This window comes from Mucilaginibacter sediminis (assembly GCF_051903035.1).
Lineage (GTDB): Bacteria > Bacteroidota > Bacteroidia > Sphingobacteriales > Sphingobacteriaceae > Mucilaginibacter.
Genome location: NZ_CP170602.1, coordinates 2,553,552 through 2,573,662 on the forward strand (window position 1 = coordinate 2,553,552; position 20,111 = coordinate 2,573,662).

15 protein-coding genes are annotated in these 20,111 nt (G+C 43.4%); 6 read left to right on the top strand and 9 right to left on the bottom strand.

Annotation, left to right across the window (positions count from 1 at the left end):
* Nucleotides 1-2: 2 nt before the first annotated feature.
* From ACFGVS_RS09980 to ACFGVS_RS09995, 4 genes are all read right to left on the bottom strand, one after another.
* Nucleotides 3-761 carry a LytR/AlgR family response regulator transcription factor gene (locus ACFGVS_RS09980; RefSeq protein ID WP_090649214.1) on the bottom strand — a complete coding sequence of 253 codons (759 nt, stop codon included), beginning with the start codon at nt 759-761 and terminating at the stop codon, nt 3-5.
* Nucleotides 758-2,500 carry a sensor histidine kinase gene (locus ACFGVS_RS09985; RefSeq protein ID WP_439698491.1) on the bottom strand — a complete coding sequence of 581 codons (1,743 nt, stop codon included), beginning with the start codon at nt 2,498-2,500 and terminating at the stop codon, nt 758-760. The genes ACFGVS_RS09980 and ACFGVS_RS09985 overlap by 4 nt, the downstream gene beginning before the upstream one ends.
* A 415-nt stretch (nt 2,501-2,915) precedes the next feature.
* Entirely contained in the window at nt 2,916-3,374 is a 459-nt protein-coding gene (locus ACFGVS_RS09990) for a GNAT family N-acetyltransferase (protein WP_439698492.1), read from the bottom strand.
* A 252-nt stretch (nt 3,375-3,626) separates the two neighbouring features.
* Nucleotides 3,627-4,736, bottom strand: a complete 1,110-nt coding sequence (locus ACFGVS_RS09995) for a mandelate racemase/muconate lactonizing enzyme family protein (RefSeq protein ID WP_439698493.1) — start codon at nt 4,734-4,736, stop codon at nt 3,627-3,629.
* 334 nt (nt 4,737-5,070) lie between these two features.
* On the opposite strand from ACFGVS_RS09995, the gene ACFGVS_RS10000 reads away from it, so the two are divergent.
* The 4 genes from ACFGVS_RS10000 (at nt 5,071) to ACFGVS_RS10015 (ending at nt 10,769) form a co-directional block, all read left to right on the top strand.
* Nucleotides 5,071-5,820 carry a DUF4290 domain-containing protein gene (locus ACFGVS_RS10000; protein ID WP_090649202.1) on the top strand — a complete coding sequence of 250 codons (750 nt, stop codon included), beginning with the start codon at nt 5,071-5,073 and terminating at the stop codon, nt 5,818-5,820.
* A gap of 499 nt (nt 5,821-6,319) precedes the next feature.
* Nucleotides 6,320-7,627: a UDP-N-acetylglucosamine 1-carboxyvinyltransferase gene (gene murA / locus ACFGVS_RS10005; RefSeq protein WP_090649199.1), complete on the top strand. Its 1,308-nt coding sequence runs from the start codon at nt 6,320-6,322 to the stop codon at nt 7,625-7,627.
* A 179-nt stretch (nt 7,628-7,806) separates the two neighbouring features.
* The gene (locus ACFGVS_RS10010; protein ID WP_439698494.1) at nt 7,807-9,372 is read left to right on the top strand and encodes an ArnT family glycosyltransferase; all 1,566 of its coding nucleotides are present in this window, start codon (nt 7,807-7,809) and stop codon (nt 9,370-9,372) included.
* 176 nt (nt 9,373-9,548) lie between these two features.
* The gene (locus tag ACFGVS_RS10015; RefSeq protein WP_439698495.1) at nt 9,549-10,769 is read left to right on the top strand and encodes a glycosyl hydrolase family 8; all 1,221 of its coding nucleotides are present in this window, start codon (nt 9,549-9,551) and stop codon (nt 10,767-10,769) included.
* Nucleotides 10,770-11,269: 500 nt separating this feature from the next.
* Here ACFGVS_RS10015 and ACFGVS_RS10020 read toward each other — a convergent pair whose 3' ends face one another.
* From ACFGVS_RS10020 to ACFGVS_RS10030, 3 genes are all read right to left on the bottom strand, one after another.
* Nucleotides 11,270-11,836: a Crp/Fnr family transcriptional regulator gene (locus ACFGVS_RS10020; protein WP_439698496.1), complete on the bottom strand. Its 567-nt coding sequence runs from the start codon at nt 11,834-11,836 to the stop codon at nt 11,270-11,272.
* Nucleotides 11,837-11,932: 96 nt separating this feature from the next.
* A complete protein-coding gene (locus tag ACFGVS_RS10025) occupies nt 11,933-12,352 on the bottom strand; it encodes a response regulator (protein WP_090649184.1) in 420 nt (139 codons plus the stop codon).
* Between the two features lie 40 nt (nt 12,353-12,392).
* On the bottom strand, nt 12,393-12,938 hold the full coding sequence (locus ACFGVS_RS10030) for a hypothetical protein (protein WP_274212576.1): 546 nt from the start codon (nt 12,936-12,938) through the stop codon (nt 12,393-12,395).
* 359 nt (nt 12,939-13,297) lie between these two features.
* On the opposite strand from ACFGVS_RS10030, the gene ACFGVS_RS10035 reads away from it, so the two are divergent.
* Nucleotides 13,298-17,488, top strand: a complete 4,191-nt coding sequence (locus ACFGVS_RS10035; protein ID WP_439698497.1) for a two-component regulator propeller domain-containing protein — start codon at nt 13,298-13,300, stop codon at nt 17,486-17,488.
* A gap of 118 nt (nt 17,489-17,606) precedes the next feature.
* Nucleotides 17,607-18,068, top strand: coding sequence for a DUF1569 domain-containing protein (locus ACFGVS_RS10040; protein WP_439698498.1), 462 nt, complete (start codon nt 17,607-17,609; stop codon nt 18,066-18,068).
* A gap of 127 nt (nt 18,069-18,195) precedes the next feature.
* On the opposite strand, the gene ACFGVS_RS10045 is transcribed toward ACFGVS_RS10040, so the two are convergent.
* Both ACFGVS_RS10045 and ACFGVS_RS10050 read right to left on the bottom strand, forming a co-directional pair.
* Nucleotides 18,196-19,323, bottom strand: coding sequence for an AAA family ATPase (locus ACFGVS_RS10045; protein WP_439698499.1), 1,128 nt, complete (start codon nt 19,321-19,323; stop codon nt 18,196-18,198).
* The gene (locus tag ACFGVS_RS10050) at nt 19,295-20,002 is read right to left on the bottom strand and encodes an RNA ligase family protein (protein ID WP_439698500.1); all 708 of its coding nucleotides are present in this window, start codon (nt 20,000-20,002) and stop codon (nt 19,295-19,297) included. Before ACFGVS_RS10050 ends, ACFGVS_RS10045 begins: the two co-directional genes overlap by 29 nt.
* Nucleotides 20,003-20,111 lie beyond the last annotated feature (109 nt).

The window sequence follows — 20,111 nt, forward strand, 5'->3', positions numbered from 1 at the left end:
TTTTATTTTTTTATAGTGTGTAAGCGTTTTATTACGTTCTCTTTTTTGTTCCTGGAGATGGGGATGCGGGTATTATCGTCCATTAATAAATAGCCCGAATCTTCCTTGAGTAAACTTTTGATAAACTTTATATTCACCAGGTGCGATTGATGGCACCTGATAAAATCGTAGCTGCTTAATAATTCGTCGTATTCAAAAATTGGTTTTGATACCATGATACTTGTTCCGTCTGATAAAAAGAACTGCGTGTAAGCGTTTGATGATTCGCAACGGATGATATCCCCGGTGTGCACAAACCTGATCTCCTTGGTTGAAGACAGGGCCAATTTGTGATCCTTTTTCGCGTCCTTATCCTTTATAAATTCCATTAAGTTTTCAAGCTGCAGGTTGGCCTTCTTTTGCATCAGTTTAGCCTCCACTTTGCTTACCGATGCTTTTAATTCTTCCGGATCTATCGGCTTCAGCAAATAATCTATAGCCGAAAATTTAACGGCCTGTATCCCGTAGTTGTCAAACGCGGTAACAAAAACAACTTCAAACTGTTGATGTGGCAAAGCTTTAAGCACTTCAAAGCCATTCTTATCCGGCATCTGGATATCTAAGAACAACAAATCGGGATTGCTTGCTGTAATTAAACTAACCCCGTCATCGGCATTGGTGGCTGTGCCCACAACTGTTACCGGCAGCTCATTTTTTTTTAACAGGTGCACAATATTTTCGATATTGTTTTTTTCGTCGTCAATAATTACCGCTCGTATCATATTAGCCAATTTTTAAAATGGATAATAACCTGGGTTACATTATCCGTCCGTTTTACCAAAAATTCTATGTGCTGCCCGTTCAATGTCTTGTTCAATAATTTTATGCGCTCTTTGGTTAGCTGAAGGCCAAAGCCGTTAGCATTATCATTGGGGTTAAAACCTTTGCCATTGTCATTTACAGTAACTACCATGTCGTTATCCAATTTCTCAAACAGGACAATTAGCTGCCCGTTTTCCTGCAAAGCCGATATACCATGCTTTACCGCATTCTCTACCAGGGGTTGTAAAAATAAAGCGGGCATTTCAATGGCGCTGGCATCTATTTCTTTGCTCACTTTAATTTGATAATCGAAGCCAAACCGTAGTTTTTCGAGTGCCAGATAGTTCTCCAGTATCTTTATTTCGGTAAAAATGTTTACAAATTCGTTGTCACTGGCTTTCAGTGAATCGCGCATTAGATTGCTAAACTCAATTAAATATTTAGACGCGTTTTGCGAATCGTTTTTGGTGATGAGCCCTTGTATGGAGCTAAGGGCATTAAACACAAAATGCGGGTTAAATTGCGACCGGATGGACCTGAGCTCGGTTTGTACCAATTGCTTTAAGGTACTTTCTTCTTTAAGCTTTGCTGCCTGCTTCCTTGATCGCCAGAGTAGCAGTACAAACCCGACGGCAAACACAACAAGCATACTTAAGGCTGCTTTTGCCCATACCGTTTGATACCAGGCTGCTGTTACAGTAAATGCATAGGTGCAAATATTATTGCGCTGTACGCTATAACGTATTTTTAACTGATAATGCCCGGGCGACAGATTTTTGAGCCACACTAAGTTAAAATCAAAATCATTAACCGTCCAGCCGGTGCTGTCTTTTCCGTTCACCAGGTTATATTCAATGATACTTCGCGACTTAATAATATCATCCAAATAAAAAATCAGGTTATTTTCGTTGTGCCGGAAGTCTTTTCTCAACTTCAACAAAACAGTGTCCTTACTCCAATCGCTTTGGCTTGGGTCTTCCAGCGGGCTTGTCCACTGCTTTTTAAAAAGACTTAAAAAATCGGGCAGTTGCGCAAACGTAAACACACCCACAACTCTTGGCTGCCATTTTACCCAATACGCCGAGATCGAAGATTCAATACTGTCGGGCGTATTAATCCTGCGTACCTGGAAGGTAAGCGCTTTGCCATAGGCCTCTTTAAATTGGCCTAAATATGCAGATAGCTCATCAATCTTACCAATTTCGGCAATTTGAGTCATCAGGTAGGCTTTGCAAAACAACTTTGGCTTTGTCCAAGGTAATACCACTTTCTGCTTATCCTCTATAACCCTGAATTGAAATTGGTTTACATTTTGCGGGTTGATACCATTAACCGTTATAACTATTCCCGACGAATCAAAAATAGGGATGGCATATCTGCCCGCATAACCATCAACCATTTGGATATATGATTGCGACCGGGAGTTGTCGTATTCCTTTAACCGGGGTATTTTTTGTACAGCCTGCCGATAGTTTACCGCCAGTTTATTGGAGTAAAATGCAGTAAGCAGCACTTTTTTATTTTTAGGGTGAAAGCTTTGGTAATTAAAAAATGTCATGGAAAAATACTTCCGGATAGAATCGCCATGGCTATCGTACCGGATGACCGGGTTGATACTATCCAGGTACATTACCGGCTTTTGCGCCTGGCAGCAAAGCCCCAGGAAAGCACAAAATATAAATATGATGATACTGCGCATCAGCTCCATTTGATTTTATGCAACAAAGTAAAGCTTTTAAACCCTGGTTAAGATACGCTGATTTGAATATGGCAGGTGTTATTTTGAATTGGGTAGTATGGACGAATTCACTTCAAGTAAAACCTTCATCAACGGATGCTATTAAATGAACATGGTTGCTTATAATTACATATGCATGAAGGTGCAGCCTTTTTTTGCTGACAATATTTTAACGATTCAATTACCAAATCGTGGTATTGCTGCCGGATGAATCAGTCTATCCAACCCACAACTGTAAATGTCATACTTGCTAATCGCGGATAACGTAGCCTTTTTTAAACATGATATTTTTTGTTGATAAATATAAGATGCGGTTACTGTAGTTGCAAACTACAGGCATAGACGTTCGAAGTCAGAGACTTCGAACAGCGCTACCTCACTCCAACCCCATTCGCATCTCCACCATATGCTTCTCAAATCCCACTTTTTCATAAGCCCGTACCGCGCCTTCGTTATCAGCATAAACCTGCAGACGCAGTTCTTGAAGGCCTTGTGCTTTGGCCCATTCTTTTAACCTGTCGATAATGAGTTTATTGATGCCTTTGCCCCTGTGTTGCGGCAAAACGTACATAAAACCAAGGTAGGCAAATTGCTCAAAGTCAAAATAAACCTTTTCGCTTTGTTTAATACGGGCGTAGCCGCTACCCACCAGTTGGCCGTCCAATTCGGCCACTAAAAGTTCCACATCGGGCGAAGTGATAAACATTTCCAGGTCGTAATATTTGATAGCGCCGGGCACCAGGGTTGGATCGAAGGGGCGCTCGGCAGTGATAACGCCCTGCTCAAATTGCAGCAGGGCCGGGATATCGGTGAGGGTAGCGGGGCGGATTTGCATGGAGTGGTGAATGGTTATGTTAATGTGTTATAGTTGTGTGGTGTCGACCGGAGAGTTCGCTCTGCATGGCGGTTACGACTCACCCCGGCTACGCTGCGCTGGCCGACCCTCTCTCCGGCTTAAGCCGCAAAGAGGGTTAAACTCTCTTTTTATTTTCTTATTTTTTCCTTTTTAGCCCCTCTATGCGACGCAGTCGGAGAGAGGGGCAGACGGGCGTAGCCTCGTCGGGGTGAGTCGTCGCCGCCACGCCGCCTACACCCTAAAGTGCCCGCAGCCCTTCAAAAATTCCTCATCAGCATCGGCACCAATGCCTATGGCATCATCAATATTCAGTTTATAGCCATCATAAGTAACGCCGCCAATGCAGGGGTCAACCAGGTGGCCCAGCATGCAGGTGTCCATATCATAAAATCTGATGTTGAGGCTGGCGTATACAAAATGCAGTTTGGCGCTCAGGGCAATTCGGCTTTCCAGCATCCCGCCCATCATACAGGCAATGCCTTTGGCTGCGGCTTCATCGTGGATGGCTTTGGCCTCCAGCAGTCCGCCCGATTTGGCCATTTTGATGTTGACGTAGTGGCAGCTGCCGCTGTTGATTTGTTTGCGGGCATCGTGGTGGTTGTATACGCTTTCGTCGGCCATAATTTTTACGGGCGATAGCTGCATCAGTTCAGGCAGGCGGTCATCGTACCAGGTGCGCATGGGCTGTTCGCAAAATTCAACGTTGTACTCGCCCATCGCCTGCAGGGCAAAAACGGCATCGTCAAAGCTCCAGCCCTGGTTGGCATCAATGCGGATGAGCATTTCGGGGCCAACCGCTTCGCGGATCTGTTTAACCCGTTCCACATCAGCATCTGCATTTTTGCCCAGTTTTACCTTCAAAATATTTGCCCCCGAGGCTTTAAAGTACAACGCCTTCATGGCCATAGTTGGCGGGCTATCAATGCCAATGGTGATATCTGATTCCACAATGCGTTTTTCGCCGCCTAAAAACCGGTATAATGGCAAGCCGGCATTTTTGGCAGCTAAATCGTGCAGGGCAATGTCAAAGGCGCTTTTAATGGTGGTATTGCCTGCGGCGGCAGCGTGAAGCTGCTGCATGCGTGCGGGTATATCAAGCGCATCTTTACCAATCCACAGCCGGGCAAAACCCTTAGCCATTACCAGGCAGGTATCCTGCGTTTCGCCCACAATCATCGGGAAGGCCGAGCACTCGCCCACCCCGTAAAACCCGGCATCGGTATGCACCCGGATAAACACATTTTGAGCATGGTCCATAGTGCCGGTGGCAATAGTGAACGGCTCCATGGGGATGCTAAAACGATAAACATCGATGTGAGTAATGAGTAGTTTGTGTTGCATGGATACGGTATTCGTTTCTCTGCCCTCCCTGTCATGCTGAGGAACGAAGCATCTATTCCCAAACTTTGCATGTTGGCCATGCTTGGTGGTTAACAGATGCTTCGTTCCTCAGCATGACAGGCGGGTTATGTTGCCGCAAATTACATATTTTTCTAATGCATGTAATTGATACGTGAGGCATCGGCTCTTTTTTTATTTGCACATTATATAACTATAATGTTATATTTGCGTTACTACTATTCAAATACAATTCAATTTTAGCCTCCTGGGCCCTTGTTACACAGGGAAAAGACGCATGGCTAACTTAAAACTTTCTTAAAACATTATTAATTGCATGGCACAAGAAAACACGCCTATATTTGACTATAATTCAACCAGGAATAAACTAATCCTGTCGGAATATGGCCGCAACGTACAAAACATGGTTAAGTACATAGTTGCACTACCCACTAAAGAAGAACGTAACCGCTACGCACAGGTAGTAATTGACCTGATGGGTTTTTTAAACCCGCACCTGCGCGATGTGGCCGATTTTAAACACAAGCTATGGGATCACCTGCACATTATATCTGACTACCAGATTGATGTGGATGCCCCCTACCCCAAACCAACGCCCGAGGCTATCCACCTGAAGCCGCAACCACTGCGTTACCCCCACCAGCGTATTAAATACAAGCACTATGGCAAAACCATTGAGCTGATGATTGAAAAGGCCAAGGCAATTGATGAGCCCGAGCGCAAACGCCACATGGTACAGGCTATAGCCAATTTCATGAAAATGGCCTACGTACAATGGAACAAAGATTCTGTTACCGACGAAAGCATTATTGCCGATTTATACGCCTTATCTGGCGGCACCTTAAAACTGGATGAAAACGTTAACCTTAACCGCGTTGAGTTTAGGCCAAACAACAACCAGCAAAACAACAACAATAACAGCCGTGGCCGTAACAACCAGCAAAACAACAATAACAACAACCGTGGTGGCGGTGGCGGCCGTGCTAACAATAACCAAAACAACAACGGCCCGCGCAACAATAACCAAAACAACCGTAACCGTAACCAGGGAGCTAAAAAATATTAGTCCTGGTTGATTAATTAGTTCCGGTTGGTTTATTAGTTCATTAGTTCATTGGTCTTGTCTAATGGATTTTTTGGTGAGGATGATTTTTACAATCGGCGGTTGATACACCGGTAAATTATTACGATAAATACTGCAACCCCGTTCTTTGATAGAGAACGGGGTTGTTTGTTTTGCCGACTTTTTAAACTAAAAAAACTTGAATTTTCTTTGAATTTTTCTGGATATTTCTTGACCAAAATTGCCCTTTTCTATCACCTTTTTGATCATTTATTGCATTCTTATACGTAAAAAGGCTTATTTAAAAAGTCATGCACCAGCAAAACCCTTAAAACCGCCACGCAAGACCAATGAACTAATGAACCAGTGAACTAATGAACAAACTGAACTAATGAACGAACAATCAGGAAAAATTATAATCTTTGCCGGATATAAAAACACATTTAACACTTTCGGGTGTTCACAACATTTGAAGCATTTGACCTATCAATTATAAACACCCATGACTAACGCATTTGTGATAAACGGCGGCAAACCGCTAAAAGGTGAAATTACCCCTCAAGGGGCCAAAAACGAAGCACTACAGGTAATTTCGGCGGTACTGCTTACCGAAGAAAAAGTTACCATCAGCAACATACCTGACATTAAGGATGTTAACAAACTCATTGAGCTACTGGGCGATATGGGTGTTATCACCGAAAAAACAGACGAGTCAACTTATACCTTTATAGCCAAAGACATCGACCAGGATTTTTTCCAGTCGGAGGCTTTTAAAACCAAGGGTGGTGGCTTAAGGGGCTCTATCATGATTGTGGGGCCGCTGCTGGCGCGTTTCGGCAAGGCTTCCATCCCCAAACCCGGCGGCGACAAAATAGGCCGCAGGAGGCTGGATACGCACTTTCTTGGCTTCGAGAAGCTTGGTGCCCGCTTTGATTATAACCCCGAGGATGGTTTTTTTAATGTAGATGCATCCAACCTGCAAGGCACCTATATCCTTCTGGATGAGGCATCTGTAACCGGCACCGCCAACATTGTGATGACTGCCGTGCTTGCCAAAGGTACCACCACCATTTACAACGCTGCCTGCGAACCATACCTGCAGCAGCTTTGCAAAATGCTTAACCGCATGGGTGCAAAAATCAGCGGCATAGGCTCAAACCTGCTTACTATCGAGGGTGTTACCAAATTAGGCGGCACCGAGCACCGCTTGCTGCCGGATATGATCGAGATTGGTTCATTCATCGGCCTTGCTGCCATGACAGGGTCCGAGATCACCATTAAAGATGTGCATTACAAAGAGTTAGGCATGATCCCGGATGTTTTTAAACGCCTGGGGATCAAGTTAGAGTTACGTGGTGACGATATTTACATTCCTGCACAGGATCATTATGAAATTGAAACCTTCATCGACGGTTCTATCATGACCATTGCCGATGCCCCATGGCCCGGCTTCACTCCAGATCTGCTGAGTATTGTATTAGTAGTGGCAATACAGGCCAAAGGGTCGGTTTTAATCCACCAGAAGATGTTCGAGAGCCGTTTGTTCTTCGTAGATAAACTATTGGATATGGGCGCCCAGATCATCCTTTGCGATCCGCACCGGGCTACAGTTATCGGTCTGGATAAACAGGTACAGTTACGCGGCATCAGCATGACCTCGCCTGATATCCGCGCGGGAGTATCGCTGCTAATAGCGGCATTATCGGCACAAGGTAAATCAACCATTTACAACATTGAGCAAATTGAACGTGGCTATCAGCACATCGATACCCGTTTAAAGGCTTTAGGAGCCGATATAACCCGGATATGAGGTAAAAAGTAAAAGGCGAAAGGTTAAAGGTAGCCGCAAAGAGTTTCCCACCTTTCGCCTTTAACCTTTCTCCTTTTACCTCCCCTTGCCCCCTTTTGCTTTTTACCGGTAAAGAATTATCTTTACCCTCCAGCATCAGGCTTTCAGCTTGCTGCATTCAGCCTTAAGCTACCTAAAACATGCCCTACAGAAACCGGAAGTCGACGTACGTTTATTTCATATTGATTTTTGTATTTATAAAGGTCGTTTTAAATCTGTTTGCCATTGGGCATTTCGGCTTTCACCGCGACGAGTTTTTGCATCTTGTACTGGCCGATCACCTGGATTGGGGTTATAAGGAAGTACCGCCATTTATCGCGCTGCTGGCCAAGCTAACTATCACCTTATTTGGCAATTCGGTTTTCGCCGCACGCATTTTCCCCACCGTATTTGCCGGGCTCATCATCTGGTTTACAGGCCGTATTGTAGTTGAATTTGGGGGCCGCAGGTTTGCCATTACCCTGGCCTGCCTCGTCCTGATATTTTCGCCGGCCTTTGCCGCAAGCGATTACCTTTTTCAGCCGGTAGTGTTTGATCAGTTTTGGTGGGTTTTAACAGTCTGGCTGTTTATTAAGTACCTTAATACAACCGATGTAAGATATTTATACTGGTTGGGCATGGCAGTTGGTTTTGGCATGCTTACCAAGTATACCATGTTGTTTTTCACCATCGCCCTTATAGTGGGCATCCTCATTAGCAAACAGCGTAAGCTATTATTTAACAAGCACATATTGGGCGCAATGGCTTTAGCCATGCTCATATTTTTGCCTAACTTTATATGGCAGGTAACGCACCATTTCCCGGTGATAACCCACATGAAAGCACTCCGCGAGGAACAACTTGATTATATTACCACCGGCGACTTTATCAAACAGCAACTTACAGTTCATGGCATCGCTTTATTTGTTTGGTTCACGGGGTTTGTGTTTTTAATCTTTTCGTTCAAGCTGCGCAATTTCCAGTTTCTGGCTATCGCTTACGTACTGATATTCATTTTTTTACTCGAAATGGACGGTAAAAACTATTACCTTTTCGGGGCCTATCCTATGTTGTTTGCAGCAGGTGGCTTTGGGTTTGAACGATGGTTAAAAACAAGTGGTTACGCTTTGCGTACTTTAACTATTGCCAGCTTTACCATCCCTAATATGCTGTTGCTTCCTTTGGTACTGCCCATTTTACCATTGCAGCAAACATTGGCTTTTTTCAGGTTCACCGGCAAAAACCTGCCTCCCTTTAGGTTTGCCATGACCTGGGAGGATCAAAAGTTGCATGCTACCACGCAAGACTATGCCGACATGCTGGGCTGGGACGAAATGGCCCAAAAAGTTGGTATCGCTTACAATAGCCTTACACCCGAGCAGCAAAAACAAACTATTGTATACGCCGACAACTACGGCGAAGCCGGAGCATTGCACCACTACCGCAAGCAATACAACTACCCCGATGTAGCATCCCTTAACAGTAGTTTTACCCTTTGGGCCCCGGATACGCTAAATTGTAAATACATGATTTATGTGGATGACAGCGGCGGCGAAAACATTCGGCAGTTTGTGGCCGGCAACATGATAGGCTCCTACAAAAAAATCGGCGAAGTGGAATATTATCTTGCCCGCGAAAAAGGCACCGGTATTTACCTGCTTACAGATATCAAATTCCCGCTGAAAGAAAGGTACCGGAAGGAGTTGATCCGGAAGAGGATCGAGTAGTTATTTAGGCGAAAGGATAAAGGTCAAAGGCGAAAGGTAGAAATTTCGATGATTTTCTGCAGATCTAACAGCGGGCATTCTGGCATCTATGCCATTCACCCAACAACAATCTGCACCCTTTGCGTTAAAATAGGTAAATATTGCATTGAATGGCTTTTCTTATATAATAAAAAACCATGCTAAAAAGGGGAATTACATTACTGCTTACGCTGCTTACCTGCCATAGTTTAAGCGCGCAGCATGTATCGAAGCCTTTTCCCCAACATACAATTTATACAAAAAGTTCCATCCTACCTAATCACCTCAATCAGCAAAACCTTGATAATAGCGTCCTTACTTTTTATTGGCAATGGAAAAGCCGCTATGTAAAACAGGCTGCAGATAAAAGCCAAAGTTACATCTGGTTTGAAAGGCCGGGCAACAAACAATGTGTATCCGAAGGACAAGGCTATGGCATGATTATCGTAGCCCTGATGGCCGGGGCCGACGCTTCTGCAAAAACAGTGTATGACGCGTTGTTTCGATATTATCAATTGCATCCTGCGCGAAAAGGGCAATACCTGATGGCATGGGCGCAGGATAAAAAAGGCAATAACACCGATCATTCTTCGGCAACAGATGGTGATATGGACATTGCCTATTCATTATTACTGGCCGATAAGCAATGGGGTAGCCGCGGTAATGTTAATTATTTAAAAGCAGCTAAATTGCTGATTGCCGATATCATGAAATATGAAATTAACCGGCATCAGTTTACCGTTCTGCTTGGCAATGACGTTGAAACCGATAGCGATGATTATTTTGATACCCGTACATCAGATTTTATGCCATCGCATTTTAAAGCTTTTAAGGCCGCTACAGGCGATGTACGCTGGGATAAAGTAACCGATAACACCTATCGCCTTTTCGCCCACCTACAGCAAAAATACAGCCCGGATGCAGGCCTTGTGCCCGACTTTATACAGCAGGTAAACAAAAGCCCGCGTCCGGCCAGGCCTATGTACCTGGAATCGAAGTATGATGGCTGTTATAATTATAATGCCTGCCGGGTACCCTGGCGCATAGCCGCCGACTATTTATTATATGGCGATGAAAGGGCGAAAGTAATAACCGGCAAAATTAACCGGTGGATCCGGTCGACAAGCAGCGATAATCCTGATAACATATCTGCAGGCTACACATTAGCTGGTAACGACCTGCCCACCCGCCATTTTGAAGCATTGAGCTTTATAGCGCCTTTTGCTGTTTCGGCCATGACAGATTCTAAAAACCAGCAATGGCTAAACCATACGTGGGATTACCTGCTTCATTTTAAGCTGAAAGATTATGACTATTACGATAACAGCATTAAAATGTTAAATATGATCATACTCAGCGGCAATTATTGGAAGATTTAGCCGTCCGCATAAACTAAAAAGTATATTTTTCAGATCAGCCTAAAAAATTGCACTTATAGGCTTAGGTTCCTGCACAGATTAATTATATATTACCTCGAATTTAAGCCGCTAAACATTTCTCTCGATTGTTGCTGGGTTTGACTAAACAGCCTTTTCTTTACCGGATATAGCTTTAAATGTTAAGCCAGGTTGGATTTATATGGTTGGCACCCAGGGTGCCCCCTGAGAAGTTTCACCGGCACCTGTTTACTGTGCATAAACATCAGCCCAAAAAAACAAAGGCTTGCCGGCCAAAAACATTTAACCATTTATCAGAAAAAAGCATGATACTAAGCCTACTATAATAACCCTTATGGCTATTTCTCTCAGCAAGGATAAGGACAATTGTTTTAAAACCTCAATGCATTGCTATTGATCTAAATCTATCAACATCAAAAGTTATTGCCACCCTGATAAATGCTTACAATAAAAACAAAAGGTAAAAGCCACTCCCTCTCAAGCTACCTGATATTTTTTCGGATACGACTTAACGACGTTGGCGTAACCCCTATAAATGAAGCCAGGTATTTTTGCGGAATTTTTTGCAAATATGGCGGTTTTGACAACAGCTGAAGGTAACGCTCCTCTGCCGAGTCTCTTTGCAGCGCGGTAAACCTGTCAATAAGATTAAGCACGGCATCTTCCCAAAAGTTACGCATCATTTCCTGCGTTTTGGGATGTGTTTGGTATAGTTTTAACAATTCGGCTTTGGGCAAGTACATCACTTCGCTATTTTCAATTGCCTGCAAAAAATACACCGAAGGTTTCTCGCTTATAAAGCTATAAATATCAATAGCCGATGAATTTTTAAAAGCAAACCAAACGGATATCTCTACATCGCCGGTAAGGTAAAACAAACGCAGACATCCCTCCTGAACAAAAACAAGATCGCCGCAAATATCGCCCTCCTTTAAAAGAAACTCATTTTTGCATACCTGTCTTTTTTTAAAACGGCCAACAATATCATCCAGTTCGGCATCTTCCAACTTTACATAGTTATTGATAAAGTTTTTTAGTTCTGTACTCATGTTCACAATAAAAGTTGGTCTAAGTTCAGCAATTCTGCTGTAGAATTAACGTTGCCTGATAAATTATTGCAGGCAAAAAGCAGATGCTATAAATCGCTACCAATTATCGTGATGATCTACCCTTAATATCCTTTTTACCAATTCCATGCTAAGCGGCTTCTTAACATATTCTTTCACTATGGCATTCCCAAGCGCACGGTCAATATCGTGCCTGAACCGTGACGAAGAGACCATAATAATTTCACTATTGCTTCCATCGCCCAACTTTAAACGGTGGTATTCGTCAAGAAACTTCCAGCCGTCCATTACCGGCATTGCAATATCTAAAAATATAAACCTGGGTAGCTTACCCGAGCTTTGTTTGATGCTTAGCAATTGTTCTATGGCTTCCTGTCCGTTTAAACAAATAGTAATTTCCGCGTCTTTGGCTGCTTTTTTAATAAGGGTTTCGGCAATAAAATTATTAACCGCATCGTCATCAATGATCAGCACATTGGTGGTTTGATTATAATTCATTCAAATACAACAAATTAAAATAAAATTGTTTTATATTTTTTCAAATTTCCGGTTCAATTGTCGCTATTTCATAATTTACCTTTTCGTGTCGCAGGGCTTCCCTTAATTTGTCGATAAAATAAATTAGGTAAATTGCCAAAAAATTGACAGATAGTTTAAAAGATAAATCGTCAGATGCGATGGAAAACAACCATTTTGATATTATCCCAAAATCAACACCAAAATTAAGGCCGCTACTCACAGTACCGGAACCATAACTTAACGTCAGTTCAACCGCAGCACCGGCATTATATTGGTATGCATAACCAATAAAAACAAAACTTACAATTTGCGGTACCTGGTTTAGGATGGATAAGCTTAGCCCCCTGCTATATTGTGCGCCCAGGAGTAATTTTCCGCAATAGATAGAGAAACTGTACAATGCGAATGCAAGTAAAAAAAGCAACGCAATCACCCAGGTAATTTGCTCTGTTTTTGATAATATCCAAAAGGTTACCAACACGCCGGCTATACCACCCACAATTTGATACCAGCCCAATAACTCAAGCCGGGTTTTGCGTTGTTTTGATATAAAATCGGGAATCATAATAAGGTTTGTTATATTTATTAAATATAGCATTTAATACTAAATTAAATGTGCCATTTGTTCCTGATACTCTTCGGCCCCCAACCTTTATTAAATATAAAAAGCATAATCAATTTATGCAATGCTGTGTTACAGGTATCATCAGCCGGTTTCAGGGCAAAGTTATTGTCAGTAAGTATTTTTGCAACGCCATTAACGATAATTTTTACGACACATACTGCTAAATCGCTTTTAAAATCCCGAGATATCATTAAATTTGGAGTAACCTATTACTAATATCGACGTATACAAATTTTGTATATAAACCCGGTGCCAGGGGGCAGTTTTCTTAATTCAACACAGCATATTAACAACGTTCTATGTACAGGCCATGCCATAAGCTTAAACATATTATCAGTGCTTTACTTTTAATTTGCATTATAATACCGTTTAGCAGCTATGCTCAAAACGAAAGTCTTAAATTTTTGCATGTGGGCACTGCCGAAGGATTATCGCAAATAAACGTAAACTGCATTTTTCAGGATAGCCGGGGTTTTATGTGGATAGCTACCCGAAACGGCCTTAACAGGTATGATGGTTATCGTTTTATCACTTACCGATACGATGACAAGGACAGCAGATCATTAAGCAATAATACGATAACCGATATTGCCGAAGATAGTAGCGGCAACATGTGGCTGGCCACCCAGGGCGGCTTAAATATGTACCAGCGCTCAACCGGACATTTTATAAGGTACCTGCATGACATTAGCCGCCCAAATAGCATTAATGATAACATTATTAACCGTTTACTTTTTGATAATGGCAATTTATGGATAGCAACCCAAAACGGCGGGCTCGACCGCTATAATTTAAAAACCAATACTTTTTACCACTTTCAGCACAATGATAAAGATGCCGGCAGTTTGAGCGAGGATAATGTACGTACCGTTTACAAAGATTCGGAAAAACGCATTTGGATAGGAACCGGTGGCGGAGGTTTAAACCTTTACAATCCTAAAACAAACAATTTTATTCATTTCCCCTATTATGACCCAGCAACAAAAACTATATTGGGTAAAATTATCCCTTGTATATTCGAAGATAAATTTCATAACCTATGGCTTGGCAGCCAGGGCGATGGCCTATTTTTGTTTGATAGTGCCCATAAAACTTTTAAACGTTTTGTGCAGGACAAAAGCCGCACAGGTAGCATTTCATCCAATACTATTTATGCTTTAAACAGCGATGCAGCAGGCAATCTGTGGGTTGGCACCGAAAACGGTGGCCTGTGCGTATTAAATAACCAAACTGGCAAATTCAGCACATACGAGCACGACGAGGTAGATAATAACAGTATTAATGGCAACTCTGTATACGGTATTTGCCGCGACCGGACGGGTAATATGTGGGTTGGCGCTTTTGGTGGGGGCATTAACCTGTCAAAAAAATCAACATCAAGCTTTACATTATACCGGCATAACAGCCACCCGCAAAGCCTTTCAAATAATTACGTGCTTGATTTGGCCGAGGATAAAGAGCATAAAATTTGGATTGGCACCGATGGCGGTGGCCTAAATAAGTTTGACCCGGCAACTAAAACGTTTAAGAACTATAAACAAGCAGCTAATGGAAAAAACAGCATAACAGGTAACTATGTACTTACAGTTAAACCAGATTATGAAGGGAAGCTTTGGATAGGTACCTGGGGCGATGGGCTTAGTGTATATGATCCTAAAACAAATGTTTTTACCAACTACAAACATGACGATGCCAAGCCACAGGGAATTGGCGGCAACAATATTTATTACATTTTACATACCCGCGACCGGAAGACCTGGTTAGCTACCTTTAACGATGGGTTAGACTGTTACGACCACAACACCAAAATATTTACTCATTACCGTTTTAACGTAAACGATCTCAAAGGAATAAGCAGCCCAAGGCCCTATGTAATGTTTGAAGATAAAAAAAGCAACCTTTGGATTGGCACTTCCGACGGCGGTTTAGACCTTTTTAACCGCACTACAAATACTTTTACGCGCTTTGTTCATGACGAAAAAACAAACAGTATAAGCAATAATGGTGTAACCGATATTTTTGAAGACGATAAAGGCCGGCTATGGCTGGCTACCCTTTCGGGTTTCAACCTGTTTGATCCGTTGCACAACCACTTTACTACGTTTACAAAAAAAGACGGTTTACCCAGCGATATTATATACGGCATAAGGGCCGACGATACCGGTAACCTCTGGATCAGCAGTAACGGCGGGCTATCTAAGTTTAATCCCGAAAATAAAACCTTTTATAACTATACAACAGAAGATGGTTTGCAGGGCGACGAATATAAGCCTCACTCGGCCTTAAAAACAGATGATAAAACCCTTTATTTTGGCGGCATTAACGGGTTTAATTGTTTTTCGCCGGGTAAAGTATTAAAACAGGCCGGTTTTGCTCCCCTGGTTATCACATCTTTTCAATTGTTTAACAAACCGCTTACCATTGCCACAAATGCCCAGGACCCATCGCCGTTAAAAAATGACATTACTGATACCCGCAACCTTACTTTATCCTACAAACAATCAGTGTTTTCATTTGAGTTTGCAGCACTTGATTATGCATCGGCAGATAGAAAGCAGTATGCTTATTATTTAGACGGCTTTGATAAAGAATGGAATTATATAGGCAACCATAATACAGCCTTATATACCAACCTTGGGCCTGGCACTTATCATGTACGGTTAAAATATCGTAATAGCCAGGGTTTATGGTCGCCGGTAACAACTCCGCTTCAGATAACTATTATACCACCCTTTTGGCTTACCTGGTGGTTTGATACGCTTGCCGTTATAGCATTTGCGGGCGCCATTTATGCCTTTTTCAGGTACAGAACGCATACAATAAGGCAACAAAAAGAATACCTTGAAATGCAGGTAAAGGAACGTACTGAAAGCATTACACAACTTACTATAGAAGAAAGAAGATCGCGCGAAGCGGCAGAGAAGGCCCGGGAGGAGGCAGAAAACGCCAACAAAGCCAAAAGTATCTTTTTAGCTACCATGAGCCATGAAATTCGTACCCCCATGAACGGTGTGATAGGCATGGCAACCTTACTGGCCAATACCGACCTTACCACGGAGCAGGCCGAATACACCGAAACTATTAAACACTCGGGCGATGCCCTGTTGACAGTAATTAACGACATCCTCGATTTCTCTAAAATCGAATCGGGCAACATGGAGCTGGAAGAGCATGACTTTAACATCAGAGATTGCGTGGAAAGCGTACTCGACCTTTTTGCCGATAAAGCGTCGAAATTAAACATCGACCTTATTTACCAGATAGCGCCCGGCGTACCAGAGCATATCATTGCCGATTCGATGCGCCTGAGGCAAGTATTGATAAACCTGGTAGGCAACGCAATTAAGTTTACCACCGAAGGCGAAATATTCATTGATGTAGAAAGGCTTTCGGGAGACGACGAGGATTTTAACTTGTCGTTCACCGTCCGCGATACGGGCATCGGGATATCTGAAGATAAATTGTCGCGCCTTTTTAAAGCCTTTTCGCAGGTAGATTCAAGTACAACACGCAAGTACGGCGGTACCGGGCTTGGGTTGGTTATCAGCGAAAAACTGATTCACTTGATGGGCGGCCAGATTAAAGTAAGCAGCCAGGTTGCACATGGCACCACATTTAGCTTTAACATAAAAACCAGGGTGGGCATAAAAACCAATTCAAGCAATTTTAACCTGGATACCGCCAACCTTGAAAATAAGCAGGTATTGGTGGTGGATGACAATGCCACCAATCGCAATATTATGGAAAACCAGCTAAAGCATTGGAAATTTGTTCCTGTAATAGCCAGCTCCGGCGATGAGGCTTTAGCCATTTTAGAGGCCAACAATCAAATTGAACTTGTTATTACAGATATGCACATGCCGCAGATGGATGGCGCCCAACTGGCACGCAAAATAAAGGCAGCCCACCCCTCTCTGCCGCTGATTTTACTAAGCTCTATTGATAAACAAACCAAACGCGAGTTTGACCTTTTTAATGTAATATTAACCAAGCCGGCCAAGCACAATATATTGCTTAAACACATTATCGATCAGCTTAAAAGTGATAAAGCTGTTACCGCCGATCAAAAGCCTGCAAAAGATGGCCTGTCAAAAGAACTGGCTATTAAATACCCCTTAAATATTTTGATAGCCGAAGACAATGCGATAAACCAAAAGGTAGCCAAACAGATACTCAATAAAATGGGCTATCAGCCCGATATTGCGGTAAACGGCCGGGAAGCTATTGACGCGGTAGCAGCCAGGCCGTACGACGTTATCCTGATGGACATCCAGATGCCCGAAATGGACGGGCTGGAAGCTACCCGCCACATCAGGAAAAACATGGCCATACAGCCTATTATTATAGCCATGACGGCCAATGCGATGGTAGAAGACAAGGAAGCCTGCCTGCAAGCCGGCATGAACGATTACCTGAGCAAACCCATGAAGCTTGCCGAAATTATTGGTATGCTGGAAAAGTATGGAAAACTGGTGAATGCAGGAGGATAAACTTCACCTCATTTTTTTTCTTAGTATTTATTCCTCGATTCGTGGTAAAAAAGTTTTACCTTTTGTCTCATATTGAGTTACATCTAAAACTCTATAAATCAATACAAAACAAACCATTATGGCTTTACCCAATATCTTTTCGCAGCCCGTTGCTGATGGTATTATCGAAAGGATTAACACCCTTACCCCAGCCACCACTCCACAATGGGGTAAAATGAATGTATCGCAAATGCTTGCGCATTGCTGTGTATCGTACGAAATGGTTTACGAGCCGGAAAAACACCCCAAACCTAATGGCTTTATGAAGCTGATCCTGAAGTTGCTGGTAAAAAATAAGGTGGTAAGCGAAGTACCATACAAACATAATGGGCCTACCGCCCCGGCCTTTATCATCACCACCGAAAGAGATTTTGAGACCGAAAAAGCCAGGCTGATTGGCTACATCCAAAAAACGCAGCAACTTGGCGAAAAGGAGTTCGACGGAAAAATGTCGCATTCGTTTGGGCCTTTAAAGGTTGGGGAATGGAATAATATGTTTTACAAACATCTGAACCATCACTTAACCCAGTTTGGGAGTTAAATTTGGTGCTGATAAGCGTTTACTTTCAAATAAGCAAGGCGGTTATCCTAAATTGGTTAACCGCCTTGTTTGTCTTCAGTCGAATATAATAAAACAGGAATCATCTACCCAAACCCCTCCCCTTTAATTAAAAAGGGACGGAATTATACTCAACCTGGTGGGCTTCCCAAAGCGCCGGTACTTCCAGCTTACCAATCAACCTATCCAATACGGCACCGGGCACGGCGGCCTCGCGGCTTTTATTTTGGCGGTGCAGGTGGGTATAGGGCACCTCTACATAAACTATCTTTACCCTGGCTTTATAGGTGGTAAACAAATCAACCAGTTGCTGCCGCATCTGGCGGGTAGTGTTGGTGGCGTTCCATATAAAACCGGTTTGTTTACGCAGGTAAATTCTTGCTAACTCCTTAGCCTCCTGCACTACCTGGCCATTACCCGACTTATCCGTTGGCGAAATTCCCCGTGCCGTCCGGATATCATCCAAACACACCACCGGCATATCCGGGTAATTCTTTTGGATAAACGTGTTTTTACCGGCACCCGGCAAGCCACTCATCAATATTACTTCAAAGGCAGTCTGCTCAAAAGGAACATAATCCGCGTAGGCATTGTCATGTTGCAGGTAGTACATCATGGCGTCGTCATTGCCAAAATTACGTGCAGTTCCCCAGCAGTTCTGCTCGCGGCAAAATGCTTCAAAACAGTCTATTTTAAAAAGCATTTCCGCCTGGTCGGCACAGGTACGCCCCAGAACATCGGCACGCGCCAATAAAGCCAGCCATTCGGTATTAACCTCCATGCTGGCTATAATCAAAGCTTTTGCCGGGTCGGGTTTCTCAAATACCCAAAGCGGCAGGCCGTGGTACCTCACCAAGCCTACCACCTGTTCCCTGATGGCAAACGGGACAGGCACGTCCCTGTACAATATTTGCCTGGCCGTCATGGCGCCTTTACGCGCATGGCCGTTTGATGTAATACGCCCATCAGGCTCAACCACGGTGGTGCTATATTTTTCAACATCGTGCAGCAGCGCGGCTGCCCATAGTATTTCCTGCTCCTGTGCAGGCAGTTGCCGGTAAGCTGGTTGGGCAATCAAAGCAGCCAATACCATTTGCGTGTGAATAGCCACGTTACCTTCCGCATGGTAAATTGGGTCTTGCTGCACCCCTTCCATCCTGCTTACCCATTCAAAACGGGTTGCCAGGCTGTCCCAGTCTTTATGTTCATTAATGGCCCACATAGGTACCTCCTTCATTTTTTAAGCGGGCGCGTTTCCAGCTGCGCGTCCAGTGTTCGTCAGTTTTAACGTGTCCTTTGCGTACGTATTTAAATACGTTACGGGCAAACTCGTCAGTGGCATAGCCGTTTGCGTTACGGGTAACAATACCCTCAATGGTTGTTGGCGTGCCCGTAATAATATCGTGCGGCTCCAACGTCCCCCTGCCCGCAGTTAAAGCCAGTACGTCTTTTTCAAAAACCTGTTGGCTTGCCGGTGTTGTTACAACAGCAAGCTCGGGCACGGTTGGCAATCCTATCATTGCGGCATAAAACCGGGTTTCGTCCCAGCTTAACCAGCGGTCATGCTCGCGGATGCCAAACACATAAAAATGGCTGTCCAGGTTATGGTATTCGATGGAGTGTATCGCGTAAAGGTTCTCTAAAAAAATCTCGAGGTCGCCCAGGTCATTTTTAATCAATTGCCAAAAGCGACGGATGCTCTGTGTCCACGGTGAAACCGTTGGGGCGGCATGTGAGCGGGCGAATACACCATATTTCGACAGGCAATTATTCTCGCCATCCAGTTTTTCGGTATGTATCAATTTGGGAATCTGCTGCAGATGCGCCCAGTAGTCGTGTTGTATCCTGTCGTCGCTGGTAGTACCGGGCGAAAACGGGTAATGATACGTACGACCATATTTTTGTGAAATAGCCATGTTGTAAAATTTAAGAAATGGAAATAGTAAATTTGTTTCCTCCCCGCGGGTGTTGGGGAAGATCATTAAACATTTTTTATGCTAATGAGATTACATGGCTCAAAGTGTT